The organism is Kribbella sp. CA-247076 (genome assembly GCF_050942445.1).
Taxonomy (GTDB): domain Bacteria; phylum Actinomycetota; class Actinomycetes; order Propionibacteriales; family Kribbellaceae; genus Kribbella.
In genome coordinates this window covers 404,270-424,303 of the sequence record NZ_CP192051.1, presented here as the reverse complement: position 1 = coordinate 424,303, position 20,034 = coordinate 404,270, and the positions used below count along the sequence as shown (strand labels likewise).

Genomic DNA, 20,034 nt, shown 5'->3' with positions numbered 1-20,034 from the left:
CGCGCACCTATGCTCGGGCGGGTGATGACGGCCGAGCGGGTTCTGGTGGTGCTCGAGCTGCTGGGCGAGCTTGATGTCTGGGTTGACGGCGGGTGGGGTGTGGATGCCTTGGTGGGGAGGCAGACGCGGGTGCACGGGGATTTGGATCTGGGGGTGGTCCGGGGGCAGTTGGGTACGGTGATCGGGGTGCTGGGGACGGCCGGGTACGTCGTCACCGACGAGCGGTTCGCCGACGTGACTGTGCAGTTGACGCATGCCGTGGACGGACAACGGGTGGACCTGCATCCGAGTACGTCGTTGGCCGACGGCGGGACGGAGCAGCTCGACTTCGACGGGAACGCGTACTACATCCCGCCGCCGAGTGTCGGGCTGATCGGCGGGCGGGAGGTGCGGTGCATGCCGTTGAGCACGCAGCTCCGAACGCATCAGGGTTACGCGCTCAGACCGCAGGATCTGCACGATCTCGATCTGCTGCACGAGTTGAGCGACGTACTGCGGGTATCGGTGGTGGTGCCGACGGTCGGGCGTGATCTCACGCGGATCCTCGAAGGGCTCGCGCATCAGACCCGGGCACCCAGGTTCGAGGTGATCGTGGCCGTGGACGGGTCGGCGGAGCCGGAGGTCGGCGATGCGCGGCTGGTGCGGCTGGGGTCGCGGCAGGGCGTGAGTGTGGCGCGGAACCGGGCGGTGGAGCTGGCGGGGGGCGAGTTGATCGGCTTCCTGGACGACGACACGGTGCCCGGGCCGGACTGGGTACGTCGGCTGGCCTTCGACCTCCTGGGAAAGGACGCGGCGGTGGCCGGCCGGGTGGTCGAGGAGGGAGACGGCGTGCTGAATCGCCTGCGGCGGTTGGCTTTCGAGCACCGGAGTCGGCAGAACGGCGAACACGTCGACTACGTCAACGGCGGCAACTGTGGGTTCCGGGCCGAGGTGTTCCGGAAGCTGGGTGGGTTCGATGCGGCCTTCGTGAAGTCGCAGGACCGGGACCTTGCGCGGCGCGCCGTGCTGGCCGGGCACACGATCACGTACGACGCGGGGCTGACGGTCACGCACTCAGGAAGCTACACGCTCAAAGGCCTGTGGATCGGGCGGTTCAAGGCCGGACGGGCCGCGAAGGTCATGCAGAAGCTCAGCGGTGACGTCTCCGTCGGCCCGCGAGGCCTGCGAGCGACGTACGGCGCCGGTCTGATCGGACTGGCGAGGGAGCACGGGGTGCGGCTGGCGCTGGCCGCCCTGGTGTCCGTCGCCGCCCACCGAGCGGGCTGGATCCGCTAGTACGAAAGACTGGGCCGATGGACAAGGTGGTGCGGAGCAACCGGGTGGCCTGGGAGAAGGCCTCGACCAAGCACGTGCGCCAGTACGACGACCTGCTCGAGCAGGCCCGCAGTGGCGGGCGGTTCTTTCCGCGGGAGGCGGAGATCCTCCAGCCGCTGCTCGACGACCACCCGACCGTCGTGCACTTCCAGAGCGGGCACGGGCTCGACGACGTCGCGCTGGTGAACGCCGGCGCCCGGCAGGTCGTCGGCGTCGACTACAGCGAGGTGGCCGCGGGCGCAGCGCACCGGAGAGCGGCCGAGCTCGGCCTCGCCTGCCAGTACGTCGTCGCCGAGGTTCCCGGCGTACCGATCCGCGACGGAGCCGCCGACCTCGTCTACACCGGCAAGGGCGCGCTGATCTGGATGCGCGACCTCGGCGCCTGGGCAGCGGACGCGGCCCGGGTCCTGCGGCCGGGCGGCCACCTCTTCGTCTACGAGGCGCACCCCGCCGTGCCGTTGTGGACCTGGGATTCGGACGAGCCGCGGATCCGTCCGGACCGCAGCTACTTCGCGGCGTCGCACGTGAACGACACGTTCCCGGCCAACGGCGCCCAGGAGTGGCAATGGAACTTCGGCCAGCTCGTGACCGCGATCGTCGCCGCCGGCTTGCAGATCGAGTTCCTGGAGGAGTACGCCGAGCCGTTCTGGCGTCCCGCGGACGGCACCGACGCGGCCGCCTGGAACGGCCGGCTCCCCAACGCCTACGCCCTGCTGGCCCGCCGTCCCTGAATCACCAGGTACTCCGCCGGAAGTTCGGCGTCATGGGACGCGAACAACTCGAGCAAGTCGTTCCGCAGGTCCGCCCACCGCTCACCCAGCGCTTCCCGCGCCATCACGATCGGCCCGAAGGCGTTCGCGTAACACTCGACCGCTGCCTCGGCCGACGGGTGCCGGATGACGAACACCTCGCGACTGAACGACAGCTCGATTCCCGTGCCCTCGAACACCTCGCGCACGTGATCCTCGTCGCCCCAGGCCAGTGGCGGATCGACGAACGGCGGATCCGGCGGGAAGTAGCCGTCGACCGCCTGGAAGAAGTCGCCGACACCGGCCTGGGTCCAGGCACACAACCCGATCCGTCCGCCCGGCCGTAGGACCCGCGCCAACTCGTCGGCCACGACCTCGTGCCGGGGCGCGAACATGCAGCCGAACGTCGATAGCACCACGTCGAACCGCCCGTCGGCGAACGGCAACTCCTCGGCGTCGCCCTCGACCCACTCGATCGCAAGCTCGCAGGCCCGCTCCCGAGCGCGCTCGAGCATCGCCGGAGTGAGATCCAGACCGGTCACCCGGGCGCCGGCCCGAGCGGCCGGGAGCGTCGCGTTGCCCGTCCCGCAGGCGACGTCGAGCACCTCCTCCCCGGCTCCGACGGCGACCGTCCGCACCAGCCGCGCCCCGACCTCGTACAGACCCTCCTGACGCATCATCGCGTCGTAGTCCCCCGCCGACCAGGTCGTCCGCACCTGCTCCTTGTACTCCGTCAGTTGCTCCATGACTTCCAGAATCGACAGGCATACCGGCCTCCGCTTCACCTGAAGCAGCCAAGTCGAGCTGATGGCCCGCTCAGGCCATCAGACCCAGGTGAGTGGCCCGTGAGACCGCGGCGGCCCGAGTCGAACAGCCCAGCCGCGCGTAGATGTTGGCCACGTGCCGGTGCACCGTGTGCTCACTGATCACCAGCCGCTCAGCGATGTCCCGGTTCCCGAGTCCGTCGGCGACAAGGCGCAGTACGGCGACCTGTCGCGCGGTGAGCATCGTCTGCCGCGGCACCCGGCCCAATGCCTCCCGGGCCGGATCCGCCTCGAACGGCGCGAGACCGTCGTACAACTCGACGGCGTCCTCGCAGCAGGCCCGCGCCCGGTCGTGGTCGCCGAGCGCCGCCGCGTGCAGCCCCTCCAGATAGCGAGCCGCCGCCCGCATCGGCCGAGTCTCCACGGCGGCCGCGATCGCGCAGAACTCCTGCAGATGCGCGGCGGCCGCATCGAGCTCACCCAGTGCGGTCTCGGCCCGTACGAGCAACTCGAGCGGCCAGGCCCGATTGACCGAGCCCGCCGGTATCTGCCGCAGCACTCGGTCCAGTACAGCGCGGACCGCCGCTGGATCATCTCCCCGATCCAGACTCAGCTCGGCCAGCCCACGCTTGGCCAGGGGATGCCACGACACCTCGTTGAACAGCGCGTCCGCCTCTACAGTCCGTCCCTGCCGCCGCCGCAGCTCACCGAGCCGCACTACCGCTTCTGCCCGCCAGTACGGGCGTTTGGCGGTCAGATCCTCCTGTGCGCCGAGCAACTCCGACTCGGCCTCGGCCAGCTTTCCGTGCCAGCCGAGGACGACCGCGTAGTGCGCCCGGCAGACGCCGATCACGAACCGCGCCTCCATCCGCCGGCTGAACTCCTCGACCAGCCGGCACCACTGCGCACCGCGCTCGTAGTCACGCAGTTCCTCGCAGGCCGACATCAACTGACAGCAGGTCCACGCCGCCGGCGCGAGGTTCTCGTACTCTCCCCCGAGCGCGGCCGCCGACGCCTCGTCCAGGCACCGCATCCCCTGCCCGATCGCACCGTCGGCCACCAGCGCCAGCCCTTCGGTGGCAAGGCTGAACATCTCCAGATCCACCTCCCGGTGGCGCCGTCCCACCTCCCCGGCCTGTACGGCGAGCTCACGCGCGCGAGTGGTGTCGTGGCGACCAAGTGCGGCGTGCGCCTCGAACACCGTCAGCCAGCCACGCTCCGGACAGTCCAGGTCCCCGAGCAGCCGAGCAGCCCGGTTGAACCAGCCCACGGAGACCGCCTCCGCGCCGTGGAACTCGTTGTGATCGTCGCTCAGCCACAACGCCATCCGGGCCGCACCGCGGACGTCGTCGGCCTGTCGGTACCGGCGATAGGCCTGCTCCCGCGCGTCGAGGCAGGCACTCACGTCCTCGAGCCACCACGCCGCCCAGCTCAGCCCTTCGTACGCCTCAGCCGTGGCCGTGACCTCGAGCGCCCGCTCGAACTGCAGGCGGGCAGCCGGCCAGGCACCCCGTGACAGGGCTTCCCGGCCGGCCTCCACAGCGTCGTCGTCCACAGGCCAACGCTGATCCTCATCGGCCGTCGTACGCAAGGGCGCACTACAAGTAGGACAGCAGAACGGCCTCCTCGTAGTCCAGGTGTGCGGTGAGTGCGTCGATCAGCCGGTCCACCTGCGGGAGCAGATCAGGCGTCGGCGCCGACAGTAGCTTCTCCAGCTCTTCGAGGAGTACGGCGATCTGGTCGTGCTCGGCCTGGAGCGTGGCGATCGCGTCGGCCAACTCCGGGTGCTGCTCGGCGAGGGCCGGGAACATCGCGGTGGACTCGCCGGTGTGGTGGAAGTGCAACCCCTGGCACAACGTGAGGCAGCTGATGCGGAGCTGCGCGCCGAGACTCGCCGTACCGGAGTTGGCGACTTCCGTCCGGATCAGCGCCAGCTCGCGCCGGAAGGCGGTGTGGACGAGCTTCAGCAGCCCTGCCATGGACCCGTCACCACCGGCCGGCGGGCCGGGCTGCTGGACCAGCGCCACGACTGGGATGGTGCGCGCGGTCAGGGACTGGTACTCGCCCCAGCCCGGGTCGGCCTCGACCAGGCGGGCGAACACCTCGTCGCGTTCGGCGCCTTCGAGGACGACGGCCGTGGCCGGGTAGGTGAACAGCCCGGTCTCGACCGTGACCTCGGGGTTGGCGACCAGGTTGTGGTACCAGTCGGGATGCTTGGGACCGCCGCCGGCCGAGCCGACGACGAGGACGCGATCACCGTCCGGGTAGTAGCCGAGGATCGCGGTGTGCTGCTTGCCGGAGCGGGCGCCGGTGGTTGTCAACAGCAAGTACCTGCCGTCGTCCAGCTGGCCGGCGTTCGCCCGGAACTGCTCGATGAGGTCGTTCAGGATTCTCTTCTCTCTGGTCTGTTGTGGACAGTGCGGAACGTCGACAGCACAGAGATGAAGGTGGGCCGCGAATGGCCCTACCGGCGCTCAGAACGCAGCCGGGAACCCGACTCGTGAATGGCCCATGGCCGACCCGGCAGTCACGAACGGAATGCTAACCGGCCAACGGGTCAAGCGAGTACTCCAGATCGGCGAGGACGCCGAAGTGGTCGCTGAGCCAGACGCCGTCGACGGGGGCGTCGCCGATCAGCTCCGCATGCAGGATCCGGGCGCGGGCGGTGGGATGCGAGTGCGCGGATCCGACGAAGATGTAGTCGATCCGGCGGCGGTGGTGTGGTTGACCGACGAGGCGCTCGATCTCCGCCGCTGCGAGCGGGTTGGCGACCGTCCAGGTGTACCCGGTCCCGTTGCCGCCGACCACCCACGCATCGTGGTAGTGGGCGCTGCGGCCGCCGAGCGACTGCAGCCCGGTCAGGAACCGGATCCCGGCCGACTTCGGCGTCGCGTTCAGATCACCCGCGATGATCGAGGGCAACCGGAACCGGTGCAGCTGATCCACCTCGACCGCCGCCAGCAACTGCGCCTCGCGGGCCCCGGCCTGGTCGAGCCGCCACGGCGTCGCCGGCTGGATGAACAGCAGCTCCCCCAGCTCGGGTACGTCGACCGCCGCGGCCAGCGTCCACCAGTGCACGTCCCCCTCCGCCGGCCGATGCTCCTGGACGTCGACCACCCGGTGCGGCCACCGGGTCGCCAGCACCGTGCCGTCGGACCAGTCGGACCGCAGGACGTCCTCCTGGTGGGTGACGTGGGCGAGCCCGGTTCCGTCGAGGAGCGTGGCGAGCTGGTCCTTGCGGACCTCCTGCAACGCGACGAGGTCGGGCGACAACCGCCGGAGCTCCACGTTGATCAGCCCGGTACGGCGTGGGTCGCCGGCGTCGTGCTGGACGTTCATCGTGAGCACCCGGATCCGCATGTCGTCCCAGGTGCCCCGAGCAACCATTCTCTACCCACCGTGGCGGGCCGGGTGCGAACCGTGTACGACCGCCGTCATTCCGCAGGGTCGCGAGCAAATCCTTCGGAATCCGCCCGAAATTTCCGGAGGAATGATGTAACGGCGGCCACACTGTGACGATAAAAGGGTGAGCGACCCGGCGGGGGGACCGAGTGGGACGCTCCGGTGTTTCTTCGGGACCACCGCATGTTGTGGGGGGCCTCGCAGGTGCTCACCCGGGGCGGGGTGAGCACCTGGACGAGGTTTCCGCCTCCACCTCCGGGGCCGCTTGCGCCTCCACCTCCCGCCCCGAGCGAACCGAGGGCGATTCCGCCACCACCTCCCCGCCCCGAGCGAAGCGAGGGGCGTTTGTTCGTCAGCCCTTGATGCCCACGTTCGCCATTCCCTCGACGAACCGCTTCTGGGCGAACACGAACAGCACGATCATCGGCAGCGTCGCAAGCGCCGTACCTGCCATCAGGTAGGGCCACTCGATCTCGGCCGGGTTCTGCGAGAAGATCGCCAGCCCGAGCTGCAGCGGACGCATCGAGTCGGACGTGGTGATCATCAGCGGCCAGAGGAACCCGTTCCAGGCGGCCTCGATCTGGAACACCGCGATCGTGATCAGGGCCGGCTTGATCAACGGGGTCATGATGCGCCAGAAGATGCCGAACTCGCCGAGCCCGTCGACCCGGGCCGCCTGCGCCAGCTCGTTCGGCACCGAGACGTAGAACTGCCGGGCGAGGAAGGTGAACAGCGGGGCCGCGCCGAGCGGGATGATCAGGCCCCACCACGAGTTCAGCCAGCCGATACCGCCCTGGCCGAGGATGTTGTTGCCGCCGAACAGCGGGATCGACTTCACGATCAGGAACAGCGGCACCAGGATGATCTGGAACGGCACCAGCAGCAGCACGATGAAGTAGTTCAGCAGCATCTTCGACCCGCGCAGCGGCAGCTTCGCCAGCGCGTAGCCGGCCGTCGTACAGACCGCCAGGGTGAAGGCCGTCTCGCCGACCGCGATGATCAGGCTGTTGCGGAAGTACCGCAGGAACGGCGCGGTCTGCATCGCCTCGACGAAGTTCCGCCAGCGCAGTTCCTCGGGCAGCCAGCCGAACTGGGCGATCTCGGCGTTGCTCTTGAACGCGGTCAGCACCATCCAGACGAACGGCGTGATCATCAGCACCGCGCCCACCGTCAGCACGACGTACAGCAGGATCCGGCCGGGCCGGAACGCGGACTCCTTGGACGACTGGCCGGCGGCGACCGCCGGCAGGGTTGCGCTAGTCATTGACATCCGCCTTCTGGAGCAGGCGTCCGACCCCGATGAAGAGCGCGATCACGACCATCATGATCACGGTCTCGGCGGACGCGTAGCCGAGTTTCAGGTCCTGGAACGCGTTCTGGTAGATGTCCATCACGAGCACCCGGGTCTCCGATCCCGGCCCGCCCTGGGTCATCACGTAGACCAGGTCGAACACCTGGAAGGTGCCGACGATCGAGGTGATCAGCACGAAGAACTGGACCGGGCCGATGGCCGGCCAGGTGACGTTCACGAACCGCTGCCAGCGGTTGGCGCCGTCCAGCTGGGCCGACTCCAGCAGGTCCCGGGAGACGCCCTGGAGCGCGGCCAGGTAGATGATCACCTTGGTCCCGAGCCCTTGCCAGATGCCGACCACCATCAGCGACGGCAGCGCGGTCGCCGGGTCGGCCAGCCAGCGGTTCGGCGCGAAGCCGAACAGGCTGAGGAACCCGTTCGCCAGGCCGGAGCCCGGGTTGTAGATCCACAGCCAGATGGTGGCCACCGCGACCGTCGCGGTCACCGTCGGGATGTAGAACGCGGTCCGGAAGAACCCGAGCCCGCGGATCTTCTGGTTCAGCCCGATCGCGACCGCGAGCGCGATCGCCATCGAGATCGGGATCACCACGATCGCGTACAGCACCGTGTGCCACAGCGACGCCTGGAAGTCGACGTCGCGGAACAGGTCGGTGTAGTTGCTGAACCCGACCCAGGCCCAGGTGTCACCGAAGCTGTAGTCGGTCAGGCTGAGCACCAGCACCGCGATCACCGGGATCACGATGAAGACGCCCGAGTGCAGCAGGGCGGGAGCCAGCAGGGCCCAGCCGGCCCGGACCTGGCTCTTGATCAGCGTCCGGCTGTCCTTGCCCGGAGCCACCGTGCGCGGACTGTCGAGTGCGGGACGTTCCAGCGTCGTACTCATCGTGACTGTCCTGCCAGGTTGGCCAGCACCTTGGCGGGATCCTTCTGACCGAGGACCGCCTGGGTGAGCTGGATGTCGAAGTTGCCACGCATCTCGAGCCAGTTGGACGGCACCTCGTTCTCGTTCACCGCGTAGACCAGCCCGTCGGCGACGAACTGGCTCAACGGGTTCGACTTCGCCTGCGGCGAGTTGCTCGCGTCCTTGTAGGCCGGGATCTTCTTGTTCAGCTTGGCGATCGCGTCCAGGGTGGTGGGCTTGGTGAGCTGCTCGATGAACGTCCAGGCCGCGTCCTTGTGCCGGCTGCGCGACCCGATCGACGCCAGGTCGCCACCGACGTACTCGATCTCCTTGCCGCTGTCGAAGCGGAAGAACTTCAGGTCGTCGCAGACCTTCTGGCCGACGCCCTTCTCGGAGCAGTCGATCCCACCGTTGACGATGCCCATCGCGGCCTCGCCGCTGAACACCAGCGGCTGCTGAGCCGCGTTCTGCTGGCCGTACGGCTGGACGTTGTTGATCATCGACTTGATCCACAGCAGCGTGTCCAGGCCCTGCTGGTTGTTGAAGTTCGGCTCGCCGCCGACGTAGAGCGGCGTATCGGTGGAGGCCAGGAAGGTGGTGAACGACTGCCGGAAGCCGGTCGCCGAGGCGAGGTCGAATCCACTGCGGGTGATGTTGCCGTCGGCGTCGCGCTTGGTCAGCTTCTCGGCCGCGGTCTTGATCTCGGCCAGCGAGGTCGGCGGCTTCTCCGGATCGAGGCCGGCCTCGCGGAAGGCGCTCTTGCGCAGCGCGACCGCGCGGGCGTCGGCGACCAGCGGGTAGGCGTACAGCTTGCCGTCGTACGTCGCCGCCGGGATCAGCGCGCCGAGACTCTTCTCCTTGATCACGTCCGGCGTGACGCCGTAGTCACCGAGGTCGGCGAAGATCCGTTTCGACGCGAACGGCTGTACCCAGCCGACGCCGGTGACCATCACGTCGTACGGGATGCCGGCCGCGATCGAGGTGGACAGCTTCTCGTTCAGGTTCTTGTACGTCGCGAAGTCCGGCTCGACCTTCATCTTCGGATAGACCTTGTTGAAGTCCGCGACGACCTTGGCGAACTCCTCCCGGCCCGTCGTACTGGGCGGGAACGAGGGCAGGAGCACGCGGAGCGTCCCGGTGGCCTCCGCCGGCGGGACTCCGTCCGTGCTCTTGTCGATCACCCCGCTGCCACAACTGCTGACCACGACGCTGAGCGCGGCGGCCAGCAAGGTCAGTCCCACACCACGTCTCACAGGGGAACTCCTTCGCTGCCTGGTTCGGCCGGGGTCCGTGACCGGACCACCACCCAAGTGCAGCGAAAGTATGGGAAAGGGCTTTCCTCGTCAATACCCTGGCGCTCGAATGATCACTATCGATCAGTTCCGGAACGAACCGGCGCCGCGAGGACCGCTCCACACGAGGTGCGGATGTTCAGGTCCGGCAGCAGGCTGAGGTGCTGCACCGGGCCGGGACCCGCCTGGAGCTTGCGCAGCAGCAGCTCGCACGCCGTCTGCCCGAGCGCGAACTTGGGCGGGCACACCGCTGTGAGCGGTACGACGGCCAGCGCGGCCGTCACGTCGTTGTACGCGATTACCGCGAGATCCTCCGGGACCCGCAGCCCGCGCTCCATCGCCCGCTCCACCAGCCGCGCGCCGTGCTCGTCGGAATGCACCAGCACGGCCCGGCTGCCGAACGACTCGACCTCGGCCAGGAACGCGTCCAGCTGTGCCAGCGCGGCCGGATCCTCCCCGTGCTCCGGCAGGTCCACGGGCGACAGGAAGAGCTCGACCCCGAGCGTGGATGCCGCCGCCTCGATCCCCCGGCGCAGCCAGTACGCCGTCACCGTCGCCTGCAGGTTGATCGCGATCCGCCGGTGACCGAGCCCGGCGAAGTGGCGGAGCGCGAGCATCGCGCCGTACGCGTGGTCGGTACGCACGTGGTCGTACTCCCGCGCCACCGCCGGGAAGCCGAACGCCCGCTCCATCAGCACCACGGGTACGTCGATGTCGTCGAGCCGCGACCCGATCCGGTCAGCCTCGCGGTCACCGAGGGCGGTGCTGATCAGCAGCCCGGCCACGCCGATCCCGAGCACCCGCTCGATCCGCTCCTGCTCCTTGACTGCGTCGTACCCGGAGACGCCGAGCACGAGGCGGGCGCCGTACCGGTCGGCCATCGCCTCGGCGCCGCGGATCACGTCGGAGTAGTACGTCGCCGCGCTCGGGACGACGATGCCGAGCGTGAGCTGACTGCCGTGGGCGCCGTTGCGGCCCTCGGCGCTGGGCCCGATCGCACCGCCGTGCACCCGGCGGAGCAGACCGGCCGCGTCCAGCTCGGCGAGGTCGCGGCGTACTGTGATCGCGGAGACGCCGAGCTCGGTGACCAGTTCGGTCACCCGGAGCCGGCCGTGCCGCCGCAGGCTCCGCAGGATCAGCTCGTGGCGCTCCGGTGCAAGCATGCAGTCCCCTGTGGTTCGTGATTGATCGTGATCATACGATCAACCAACACCCGTGCGGAACGAGGAGGCAAGCCGTGGAAGGTGCCGGCCGGACCAACGCCGTCCTGTCGAAGCTGTCGGTCGTCGGCGACCTGCTCATGCTGCAACTGGTCTTCCTCGTGCTGAGTGTCGGCATCGTCACGCTGTTCCCGGCCGCGTTCGCGATGCAGCGGGTGGTGCCGGACGCGATCAGCCAGGACCGGCCGTCGCTGCTGCGCCGGTACTTCCAGCAGTTCAAGTGGGCCTTCAGGCGGTTCTGGCTGACCGGCCTCGGGCTGTACTTCGGTGGCGTCGCGCTCGCCTTCGGGCTGACCTTCTGGGCGAGCAGCGCCGGGGTCGCGCGGATCCTCGCACTGGCCGTGCTGATTCCGCTGACCGGGATGATCGTCGGGCTGTACCTGAGCGCGCTCGCCGTCCTGCCGACCGCGGGTGACGAGACGACCACGAAGAGTTTGTTCCGGTCCGCGAACCTGTTCCTGCTCCGGCGGTCGCTGCCGGTCGCCGGCGGGGTGATCGGGCTGATCACCTGGTTCGCGCTGCTCTCCCGGCTGCCGACCCTGTTCGTGGTCGGTTCGGGGCTGGTCCCGGCACTGATCGCGTACTGGCTGTCGAAACCCTCCAGAAAAACTTCGGAGAACGTGTCAATCTGAGCCGGCCTGGTCCGACGTAGGGGTGTAAGGCCCCCAACGGACCAAGGAGAGAACCGGAAATGTACGCGACGACCGACACCCTGGCGACGACGCCGGCCGCGCAGGGCGGCCGCTCGCGCTGGCTGGCCCTCTACACGCTGTGCGCGGGCATGCTGATGATCGTGCTCGACGTCACCGTGGTGAACGTGGCCCTGCCGGCCATCCAGGACGACCTCGGCTTCACCAGCTCCTCGCTGGCGTGGGTGGTGAACGCCTACCTGATCGCCTTCGGCGGCCTGCTCCTGCTGGCCGGCCGGCTCGGGGACCTGCTCGGCCGGCGGAACGTCTTCGTCGGCGGCCTGATCGTCTTCACCATCGCCTCGGTGTGGTGCGGACTCGCACAGTCGCAGGAGACCCTCGTGATCGCCCGCTTCGCGCAGGGCGTCGGCGGTGCGCTGACCTCCGCGGTGATCCTGGGCATGATCGTCACGCTGTTCCCCGAGCCGCGCGAGCAGGCCAAGGCGATCGGCGTGTATGCCTTCGTGGCATCGGCCGGCGGCTCGATCGGGCTGCTCGCCGGTGGGGTGCTGACCCAGGCGATCAACTGGCACTGGATCTTCTTCATCAACCTGCCGATCGGCGCGCTGACCGCCGTACTGGCCGTCAAGCTGATCGCCAAGGACAAGGGCCTCGGGCTGGGACGCGGCACCGACGTGCCGGGTGCCGTGCTGATCACCGCGGCGCTGATGGTCGGCGTGTTCACCATCGTCAAGCCGGCCGCCGAAGAGGGCTGGACCGCGCCGCGGACGCTCCTGCTCGGCCTGGTCACCGCCGTCCTGCTGGCCGGCTTCATCGTCCGTGAGGCGACCGCCGCCACCCCGCTGGTGCCGCTGCGGATCTTCCGCTCGCGCAACCTGACCGGGGCGAACCTGATCCAGGCGCTGGCGACCTCGGGCATGTTCGGCATCTTCTTCCTCGGCTCCCTCTACCTGCAGCGGGTGCTCGGGTACGACGCCCTGGAGATCGGGCTGGCGTTCCTGCCGACCACCGTGGTGATGGGCCTGCTGTCGGTGAAGTACTCCGAGAAGCTGGTGATGCGGTTCGGTCCGCGTCGTCCGCTGATCGCCGGACTGTCGCTGGTCGTGCTCGGCCTGGCGCTGTTCACCCAGGCCCCGGTCGACGGCAACTACTTCGTGCACGTGCTGCCGGTGCTGGCGCTGCTGGGCTTCGGTGGCGGCATCTGCTTCCCGGCGCTGATGGGCCTGTCGATGGCGGACGTGAAGCCCGAGGACGCGGGTCTGGCCTCCGGCCTGATCGGCACCACCGCCGAGGTCGGCGCGGCGCTCGGCCTGGCCGTCCTGGCGACCCTGTCGGCCACTCGTACCGCCGGCCTGGAGGCCGCGGGCGCCGCTCCCCTGGACGCCCTGACCTCCGGCTACCACCTGGCCTTCGGCATCGCGGCAGCCATCGTCGCCGCCGCCGTCGTCATCGCCTGCACCCTCATGCGCCCGGCGAAGCAGCCGGTTGAGGTTGCCGAAGAGGAAGACCTCGCCCTCGAAGCAGCCTGAGACGAGTACGACGAACTCCCCGCACCGCCGGTGCGGGGAGTTCGTCTATCTGCGGTGGCGGGCCGGGGCCTCGGCGTACCACTGGTACCAGGACAGGCCCCGGCGGCGGGCGCTGACGGTGAGCAGAAGCATGGCCAGCAGGAGCAGGGCGGCACCGCTTCCGACGAGGCCGAGACCCAGGCGGGAGACGTGTTTGTCGTCGGCCCACTCGCGCGCGTCGGCCAGCGCCAGCGCGGTCGACGGGTCGGATTGGCGGTAGACGATGTGCAGCGGCATCGCGTAGCGCGTCCCCGCGGCCGGAGCCTGCACGCCCTCGGGCATCCCCTGCCGGTCGCTCCTGATGCTGTCCAGCGTGGTCCTGATCCGGTCCACGCCGTGGGCGGTGAAGTCGACGCGTACTTCGGAGATCGCCGGCCGGCCCGCTCCACCGGTGACCTCGACCTGGACCGAGTCGGCCACGGTCTCCATCCCGTCGTCCAGCAGGTCACGGCTCAACCGCTGCCGGGAGGTGATGTCGACCAGCACCAGGACGCCGAGGAGGATCAGCACCAGCGCAGGGATGCCGATCCAGGTCGGACCGCGCCCCGGCGACTCCGGCCTCCCGTTCATGGGCGTGCCGCCACGCGCACCACGTGCTCGCCGAAATGCCGCAATGTGTTCCTCCCAGGCCGTGGCGTGATCATTGCACGGAACTTGTCCACAGGGAGGGGTATCGGGTTTCGGGGTGGGGGGTGGGATGGGGAAGGATATGGGCCACGCGGGTGCGGGCCGCCCGTGGATCGTTGTCGGTAGAGGGGAATCGGACGTGGTGGTGCAGTCGGTCGAGCAGCGGATCGCCAGCGAGCTGGAGGTCGGTGAGAGCCAGGTGCGGGCAGCGGTCACGCTGCTCGACGAAGGGTCGACGGTCCCGTTCATCGCGCGGTACCGCAAAGAGGTCACCGGGATGCTCGACGACGCGCAGCTGCGCACGATCGAGGAACGCCTGCGGTACCTGCGGGAGCTGGAGGAACGCCGGCGGACAGTGCTCGAGTCGATCGAGAGCCAGGGCAAGCTCGACGACGCGCTGAAGGCCGCGATCCTTGCCGCCGACACCAAGTCGCGGCTCGAGGACATCTACCTGCCGTTCAAGCCCAAACGGCGGACCAAGGCGATGATCGCGCGCGAGGCCGGGCTGGAGCCGCTCGCCGACGGCCTGCTCGCCGACCCCGACGTGGAGCCGTTCGCGGCCGCGGCCGTGTTCGTGAATCCCGAAGCCGGGGTGGCCGATCCGCAAGCCGCGCTGGACGGTGCGCGGGCGATCCTGGTCGAGCGGTTCGCCGAGGACGCCGACCTGATCGGCGAGTTGCGCGAGCGGCTCTGGACGCAGGGCCGGCTGGCGTCGGCCGTCCGCGAGGGCAAGGAGACCGAGGGGGCCAAGTTCTCGGACTACTTCGACTTCGACGAGCCGTTCACGAAGATGCCGTCGCACCGGATCCTGGCGATGTTCCGCGGCGAGAAGGAGGACGTGCTCACGCTGACCGTCGAGCCGCTCCCGGCCGGCGTGGAGCCCGACGGCCCGACGGAGTACGAGACCACCATCGCCCGCCAGAACGGCATCGAGAACCAGGGCCGCCCGGCGGACAAGTGGCTGGTCGAGACCGTCCGCTGGGCGTGGCGGACGAAGATCCTGGTGCACCTCGGCATCGACCTCAGGATGCGGTTGCGCCAGATCGCCGAGGACGAGGCGATCCGGGTGTTCGCGGCCAACCTGCGCGACCTGCTGCTGGCCGCGCCGGCCGGCACCCGGGCGACGATGGGCCTGGACCCGGGCTTCCGGACCGGCGTGAAGGTCGCCGTCGTGGACGCCACCGGCAAGGTCGTCGACACCGGCGTCATCTACCCGCACGTCCCGCAGAACCAGTGGGACAAGTCGATCGCCACCCTGGCCGCGCTCGCGGCCGCGCACAACGTCGAGCTGATTGCCATCGGCAACGGTACGGCGTCGCGCGAGACCGACAAGCTGGCCGCCGAACTGATCGCGAAGCACCCGGAGCTGACGCTGACCAAGGCGGTCGTCTCCGAGGCCGGCGCGTCGGTGTACTCGGCGTCCGCGTTCGCCTCCCAGGAGCTGCCCGGGATGGACGTCTCACTGCGTGGCGCGGTCTCGATCGCCCGCCGGCTGCAGGACCCGCTGGCCGAGCTGGTGAAGATCGACCCGAAGTCGATCGGCGTCGGCCAGTACCAGCACGACCTCGCGGAGAACGCGCTGTCTCGCTCCCTCGACGCCGTCGTCGAGGACTGTGTGAACGCGGTCGGCGTCGACCTGAACACGGCGTCCGCGCCGCTGCTCACGCGCGTCTCCGGCATCACCCCCGGCCTGGCCGACAACATCGTGCTGCACCGCGACACCCACGGGCCGTTCACGAGCCGGTCGGCGCTGAAGGAGGTGGCACGGCTCGGGCCGAAGGCGTTCGAGCAGGCGGCCGGGTTCCTCCGGATCCCCGACGGCGCGGACCCGCTGGACGCGTCCAGCGTGCACCCGGAGTCCTATCCCGTCGTCCGCCGGATCCTCGACGCGACCGGCCGGGACGTGAAGTCGCTGATCGGGTCCGCCGACCTGAAGAAGCTGAACGCGGCCGACTTCGTCGACGACATGTTCGGCCTGCCGACGGTCACCGACATCCTGGCCGAGCTGGAGAAGCCGGGGCGCGACCCGCGGCCGGCGTTCAAGACGGCGGTGTTCGCCGAGGGTGTGGACAAGATCGCCGACCTGAAGCCGGGGATGCGGCTGGAGGGCCAGGTCACCAACGTGGCCGCGTTCGGCGCCTTCATCGACATCGGTGTCCACCAGGACGGGCTGGCGCACGTGTCGGCACTGTCGAAGAACTTCGTCAAGGACCCGCGCGAGGTGGTCAAGCCCGGCGACATCGTCCAGGTGAAGGTGCTCGAGGTCGACATCCCGCGCAAGCGGATCTCGCTGACGCTGCGCCTCGACGACGAGCCCGGCGCGGGCGGCGGACGTCCGGGCGACCGCGGCTCCCGGACGGCGGGCGGCTCCCGTACGACGGGCGGCTCCCGGACGGCGGGCGGATCCCGTACGGCGGGCGGCCAGGGCGGCCGTGGACCCGGCGGCCAAGGTGGTCAAGGCGGCCAAGGTGGTCAAGGTCGCGGGTCTGGTCAGGGCGGCCAAGGTCGCGGGCCCGGTGGGCAAGGGCGCGGGTCGGGCGGTCAGGGCCGTGGGCCGGGCGGATCGGGCGGATCGGGAGGCCCGGGCGGTCAGGGCGGACGGGGTGGCCGGGGGGTCGGCGGCCAGGGCGGTCGTGGGGACGGCCGCGGTGGCCGCGGTGGGTCGCAGGCCGAGACTCCGATGGACGAGACGTCGCTGGCCGACGCCTTCCGGAAGGCGGGCTTCACCGTCCGCTGACGTCGACGGGTGGCGGTCGGCTCCGACGTACCAGCTGGGATCTACGAGCAGAGGAGAGCTGATGCGAGATTTGATCGTCACCCAGAACATCACCGTGGACGGCGTCGTCGAGGCGGGCGACTGGTTCGACCCGGGCGGCGGCGGGCAGGACCTGCTCGACGTGCTGACCGAGCAGGCGGCCCGGGCGGACGGGTTCCTCACCGGCCGGGTCACGTTCGAGGAGATGCGCGGCTTCTGGCCGCTGCAGCAGGACGACACGACCGGCGTCACGGCGTACCTGAACCAGGTGCACAAGTACGTCGTCTCGACCACGCTCCGGGATCCGGGCTGGGAGCCGACCACGATCCTGCCCGACCTGGACGCCGTCCGCCGGATCAAGGAGGAGCCGGGCACAGACATCGTCTGCACCGGCAGCATCACCCTTGCGCACGGACTGATCTCGGCGGGCCTCGTCGACGAGTACCGGCTGTTCGTCTACCCGACCGTGGTCGGTGCGGGACGCCGGCTGTTCCCGGACGGCGTGCCGCAGTCACTGCGACTGACCGACACCCGATCGTTCGACGGTGGCATCACCCTGTCGATCTACCGGCGCGAGTGACCCACGTCAGGTCAGGCTGTCCAGCTTGCGTTGGAGCAGGCGGCGTTCGGGCTCGTTGGCGCACAGTTCCAGGGCACGCCGCAGGTCTGCGGCGGCGTCAGCCGGGCGGCCGAGCCGGATCAGGATCTCGGCGCGGGTGCCCGGCAGGAGATGTGACCCGGACAGCGCACCGGCGGCGATGAGCTCGTCGACGATCGCCAGCCCCGCAGCGGCGTCGTCGGCCATCGTCACCGCCACCGCGCGATTGAGGTCGACGATCGGGGACGGCGCGAGCCTTCCGAGCGCCTCGTAGAGCGCAACGATGCGCGCCCAGTCCGTGCTGTCCACGTCCGGTGCGACCGCATGGCACTCGGCGATGGCGGCCTGCAACCCGTAGGCACCGAGCCCACGGCCGAAGCTCTCGGCCCGGGCGAGCGCCGCCCGGCCGCGCCGGATCGCGTCGCGGTCCCAGCGGCGCCGGTTCTGGTTCTCCAGCAGTACGACGTCGCCGTTCTCGTCGACCCGCGCCGGGAACCGGGCCGCGGTGAGCTCCAGCAGGGCCAGCAGACCCTGCGCCTCGGGCTCGTCGGGAACCAGCCGGGCGAGGACCCGTGCCAGCCTGATCCCCTCGCCGGCCAAATCGGTCCGGATCCGCTCCGGCCCGGTGCTCGCGGACGAGCCCTCACTGAAGATGACGTAGATCGAGTTGAGTACGGCGGGCAGCCGGGCCCGCCGGTCCTCCGGGGACGGCAGCTCGAACCGCACCCCGGCCGCCGCCAGCGTCTTCTTGGCGCGGGTGATCCGGGCCTGCACGGTCGCGGTCGGGACCAGGAAGGCCCGGGCGATCTCGTCACTGGTCAGGCCGCCGAGCGCCCTCAGGGTGAGTGGGATGCCGGCCTCGCGGGACAGCACCGGGTGGCAGGTCATGAAGAACTGGGCGAGCACGTCGTCGTCGATCCGGTCCGGATCCCACAGCAGGTCCCCGGTGTCCGGCCGGGCGCCGTGGATACCTCCTGCGGTCATGTCTCCCTCCAACAGGTCGCGGGACAACTCGGCGTACCGCTCGCGGAGCGCGGTCTTGCGGCGGAAGGTGTCGATGGCGCGACGGCGTCCCACCGTGAGCAGCCAGTTGGCCGGCTCCCGGGGGATGCCGTCGCGGGGCCACGCCACCAGGGCTTCCGCGAGCGCTTCCTGGGCGAGGTCCTCGGCGAGGGCGAAGTCGCCGGTGTAGCGGGCGAGCGCCCCGACGATCCGGGCCGACTCGATCCGCCACACCGCTTCCACGGCCCGCCGGCCGCTCGACGCCTCCGTCACAGCTGGCCCGTCGCCTCCCGCCAGTCGCGTTCCTTCTCGGTCCACTCGTTGCCGGCCGGGATGTCGTCCATGCTGGTGATCCGGCGGATCTCGGCCCTGGTCCCCGGCCCGGTCAGCGGTACCCGCTTCGCCCACTCGACGGCGTCGTCGATGGTCGGTACGTCGAGGATCCAGTAACCGCCGAACAGTTCCTTCGTCTCGCCGTACGGGCCGTCGGTGACGATCGGCGGCTGGGAGCCGTAGTCCACCACGACGCCCTGGTCCGGGTCGTCCAGTCCCTCGGCCGCGATCAGGACGCCGGCCGAGATCAGCTCGCCGTTGAAGCGGCCCATCGCCTCGACCCACTCCTCGAACGACGGCTCCGGGGCGTCGGCCGGCTTCTCGCCAGTCTCCCGCATGATCAGCATGTACTTCATCGGACTCCTCCTCGGACTCGCCGACGGCGCGCCGTCAGCCGTTCCACTCGACGACGGGCCGGACGTCGACGCTGCCGTACCGGGCCGTCGGGACCTTCTCGGCCCACGCCAGCGCCGCGTCCATGTCCGCGACGTCGACGACGATGAACCCGGCCACGACCGGCCCGGACCGCGCGGCGACGCCGTCCTCGACCACCACCTCACCATCGCGGCGGGTCAGCGTGCGGCCGGCACCGACCGCGTGGAAGCCCTCGGCGTACACGTAGACGCCGGCGTCCTTGATCTGCTGGTCGACGCTGACCCACTCGGGGATCTCCGCCTCGGTGGGGCCGTCGGTGGTCGGGTCGTACTGGTAGACGAGTGCGAACTTCATGATGACTTTTCTCCTTGGGGTGCAGTGTGAAGGGTCAGAGGGCGCTGCGGAGCTTCGCGGCGATCGCGGAGAGCAGCAGCATGGCCGAGAGGATGCCGATGGCAAGGACCAGTGAGCCCGCGCCGACGCCGGCCATCGAAGCGACGTCCACGACCGGGACGGCGGCCGCCCCGGCGAAGGCGGCGACGGCCCAGCGCCGCTCGCCCCGCCGGAGCAGGTGACGGCCGAGGACGACCAGTACGGCGCTCAGCGCGATGAAGGCGACCGTTCCGGCGAGCAGGTGCAGACCGGCGTGCCAGCTGAAGGTCGCCGGGGTGTCCGTCGGCGTACCGGCCGGGAAGCCGCCGCCGGGGTCCATCGTGAACACGCCGGCCAGGATGTAGCCGACGCCGTACGTCGTGACGAGGCGCGGCGCCCAGCGGCTGGGGAGGGCCCGCGCCAGGCCGCGGGCACCGGCGACGGCCAGCAGGCCGGCGACGACGAAGTTGGTGATCTGGAGCCACCCGAGCGAGCCGGTGGCGAGCATGCTGAGCGGGTGCCGGGTCAGGTCGAACCCGTCGCGGGTCGCGGCCTGGACGAGCGACACGGTGGCCCACAGCGGCCCGGTCAGGGCGAGCGCACCGAGCAGGGTCCGGGTGCTGGTCGGGGCGCGTTCGACGGTCGGTGTGGTTGCGGTGGCGGTCATGATGGTTCTCCAAGGTGAGTGCGTTCGTCGGCGCTGTCCGCGCCACGCCCTCAGGTCGAACGGGATCGCATCCGATCGACAGACCGCCCAAGAAACTTCTCAGCGCCCCGAAGCAACTGCGCTGCTACGACCG

General features: G+C 69.9%; 19 protein-coding genes. 6 read left to right on the top strand and 13 right to left on the bottom strand.

The window, feature by feature from the left end:
* Positions 1-24: 24 nt before the first annotated feature.
* Both ACQPYZ_RS02115 and ACQPYZ_RS02110 read left to right on the top strand, forming a co-directional pair.
* Positions 25-1,275, top strand: a complete 1,251-nt coding sequence (locus tag ACQPYZ_RS02115) for a nucleotidyltransferase domain-containing protein (RefSeq protein WP_433164660.1) — start codon at positions 25-27, stop codon at positions 1,273-1,275.
* Between the two features lie 17 nt (positions 1,276-1,292).
* Positions 1,293-2,045 carry a class I SAM-dependent methyltransferase gene (locus ACQPYZ_RS02110; RefSeq protein WP_433164658.1) on the top strand — a complete coding sequence of 251 codons (753 nt, stop codon included), beginning with the start codon at positions 1,293-1,295 and terminating at the stop codon, positions 2,043-2,045.
* Here the strand turns inward: ACQPYZ_RS02110 and ACQPYZ_RS02105 are convergent.
* From ACQPYZ_RS02105 to ACQPYZ_RS02070, 8 genes are all read right to left on the bottom strand, one after another.
* Positions 2,018-2,809: a class I SAM-dependent methyltransferase gene (locus ACQPYZ_RS02105; protein WP_433164656.1), complete on the bottom strand. Its 792-nt coding sequence runs from the start codon at positions 2,807-2,809 to the stop codon at positions 2,018-2,020. The genes ACQPYZ_RS02110 and ACQPYZ_RS02105 overlap by 28 nt on opposite strands.
* A 70-nt stretch (positions 2,810-2,879) precedes the next feature.
* A complete protein-coding gene (locus tag ACQPYZ_RS02100; RefSeq protein ID WP_433164655.1) occupies positions 2,880-4,382 on the bottom strand; it encodes a LuxR C-terminal-related transcriptional regulator in 1,503 nt (500 codons plus the stop codon).
* 43 nt (positions 4,383-4,425) lie between these two features.
* A complete protein-coding gene (locus ACQPYZ_RS02095; RefSeq protein WP_433169603.1) occupies positions 4,426-5,172 on the bottom strand; it encodes a nitroreductase/quinone reductase family protein in 747 nt (248 codons plus the stop codon).
* Positions 5,173-5,368: 196 nt separating this feature from the next.
* Entirely contained in the window at positions 5,369-6,214 is an 846-nt protein-coding gene (locus tag ACQPYZ_RS02090) for an endonuclease/exonuclease/phosphatase family protein (protein ID WP_433164653.1), read from the bottom strand.
* A 367-nt stretch (positions 6,215-6,581) separates the two neighbouring features.
* Complete coding sequence (locus tag ACQPYZ_RS02085) at positions 6,582-7,493, bottom strand: carbohydrate ABC transporter permease (RefSeq protein WP_433164651.1); 912 nt, start codon at positions 7,491-7,493, stop codon at positions 6,582-6,584.
* Complete coding sequence (locus tag ACQPYZ_RS02080) at positions 7,486-8,424, bottom strand: carbohydrate ABC transporter permease (RefSeq protein WP_433164650.1); 939 nt, start codon at positions 8,422-8,424, stop codon at positions 7,486-7,488. The genes ACQPYZ_RS02085 and ACQPYZ_RS02080 overlap by 8 nt, the downstream gene beginning before the upstream one ends.
* A complete protein-coding gene (locus ACQPYZ_RS02075; protein WP_433164648.1) occupies positions 8,421-9,695 on the bottom strand; it encodes an extracellular solute-binding protein in 1,275 nt (424 codons plus the stop codon). Before ACQPYZ_RS02075 ends, ACQPYZ_RS02080 begins: the two co-directional genes overlap by 4 nt.
* 116 nt (positions 9,696-9,811) lie before the next feature.
* Entirely contained in the window at positions 9,812-10,897 is a 1,086-nt protein-coding gene (locus tag ACQPYZ_RS02070; RefSeq protein WP_433164646.1) for a substrate-binding domain-containing protein, read from the bottom strand.
* A gap of 74 nt (positions 10,898-10,971) precedes the next feature.
* Here ACQPYZ_RS02070 and ACQPYZ_RS02065 point away from each other — a divergent pair, with 74 nt between their 5' ends.
* Complete coding sequence (locus ACQPYZ_RS02065; protein ID WP_433164644.1) at positions 10,972-11,586, top strand: YesL family protein; 615 nt, start codon at positions 10,972-10,974, stop codon at positions 11,584-11,586.
* Positions 11,587-11,645: 59 nt separating this feature from the next.
* Positions 11,646-13,133 (top strand): DHA2 family efflux MFS transporter permease subunit, encoded by a 1,488-nt coding sequence (locus tag ACQPYZ_RS02060; protein WP_433164642.1) that lies wholly within the window; start codon positions 11,646-11,648, stop codon positions 13,131-13,133.
* Between the two features lie 45 nt (positions 13,134-13,178).
* Here the strand turns inward: ACQPYZ_RS02060 and ACQPYZ_RS02055 are convergent, their stop codons facing one another.
* Positions 13,179-13,742 (bottom strand): hypothetical protein, encoded by a 564-nt coding sequence (locus ACQPYZ_RS02055; protein WP_433164641.1) that lies wholly within the window; start codon positions 13,740-13,742, stop codon positions 13,179-13,181.
* A 196-nt stretch (positions 13,743-13,938) separates the two neighbouring features.
* Here ACQPYZ_RS02055 and ACQPYZ_RS02050 point away from each other — a divergent pair, with 196 nt between their 5' ends.
* Both ACQPYZ_RS02050 and ACQPYZ_RS02045 read left to right on the top strand, forming a co-directional pair.
* On the top strand, positions 13,939-16,536 hold the full coding sequence (locus tag ACQPYZ_RS02050; RefSeq protein ID WP_433164639.1) for a Tex family protein: 2,598 nt from the start codon (positions 13,939-13,941) through the stop codon (positions 16,534-16,536).
* Between the two features lie 61 nt (positions 16,537-16,597).
* The gene (locus ACQPYZ_RS02045) at positions 16,598-17,134 is read left to right on the top strand and encodes a dihydrofolate reductase family protein (protein ID WP_433164637.1); all 537 of its coding nucleotides are present in this window, start codon (positions 16,598-16,600) and stop codon (positions 17,132-17,134) included.
* Positions 17,135-17,140: 6 nt separating this feature from the next.
* On the opposite strand, the gene ACQPYZ_RS02040 is transcribed toward ACQPYZ_RS02045, so the two are convergent.
* The 4 genes from ACQPYZ_RS02040 to ACQPYZ_RS02025 are packed head-to-tail and all read right to left on the bottom strand — an operon-like array spanning position 17,141 to position 19,901.
* Positions 17,141-18,427 (bottom strand): RNA polymerase sigma factor, encoded by a 1,287-nt coding sequence (locus tag ACQPYZ_RS02040; protein WP_433164636.1) that lies wholly within the window; start codon positions 18,425-18,427, stop codon positions 17,141-17,143.
* Positions 18,424-18,843 (bottom strand): YciI family protein, encoded by a 420-nt coding sequence (locus tag ACQPYZ_RS02035; RefSeq protein ID WP_433164634.1) that lies wholly within the window; start codon positions 18,841-18,843, stop codon positions 18,424-18,426. Before ACQPYZ_RS02035 ends, ACQPYZ_RS02040 begins: the two co-directional genes overlap by 4 nt.
* A 34-nt stretch (positions 18,844-18,877) precedes the next feature.
* A complete protein-coding gene (locus tag ACQPYZ_RS02030; RefSeq protein WP_433164632.1) occupies positions 18,878-19,216 on the bottom strand; it encodes a YciI family protein in 339 nt (112 codons plus the stop codon).
* A 34-nt stretch (positions 19,217-19,250) separates the two neighbouring features.
* On the bottom strand, positions 19,251-19,901 hold the full coding sequence (locus ACQPYZ_RS02025; RefSeq protein ID WP_433164631.1) for a DUF998 domain-containing protein: 651 nt from the start codon (positions 19,899-19,901) through the stop codon (positions 19,251-19,253).
* Between the last annotated feature and the right edge of the window lie 133 nt (positions 19,902-20,034).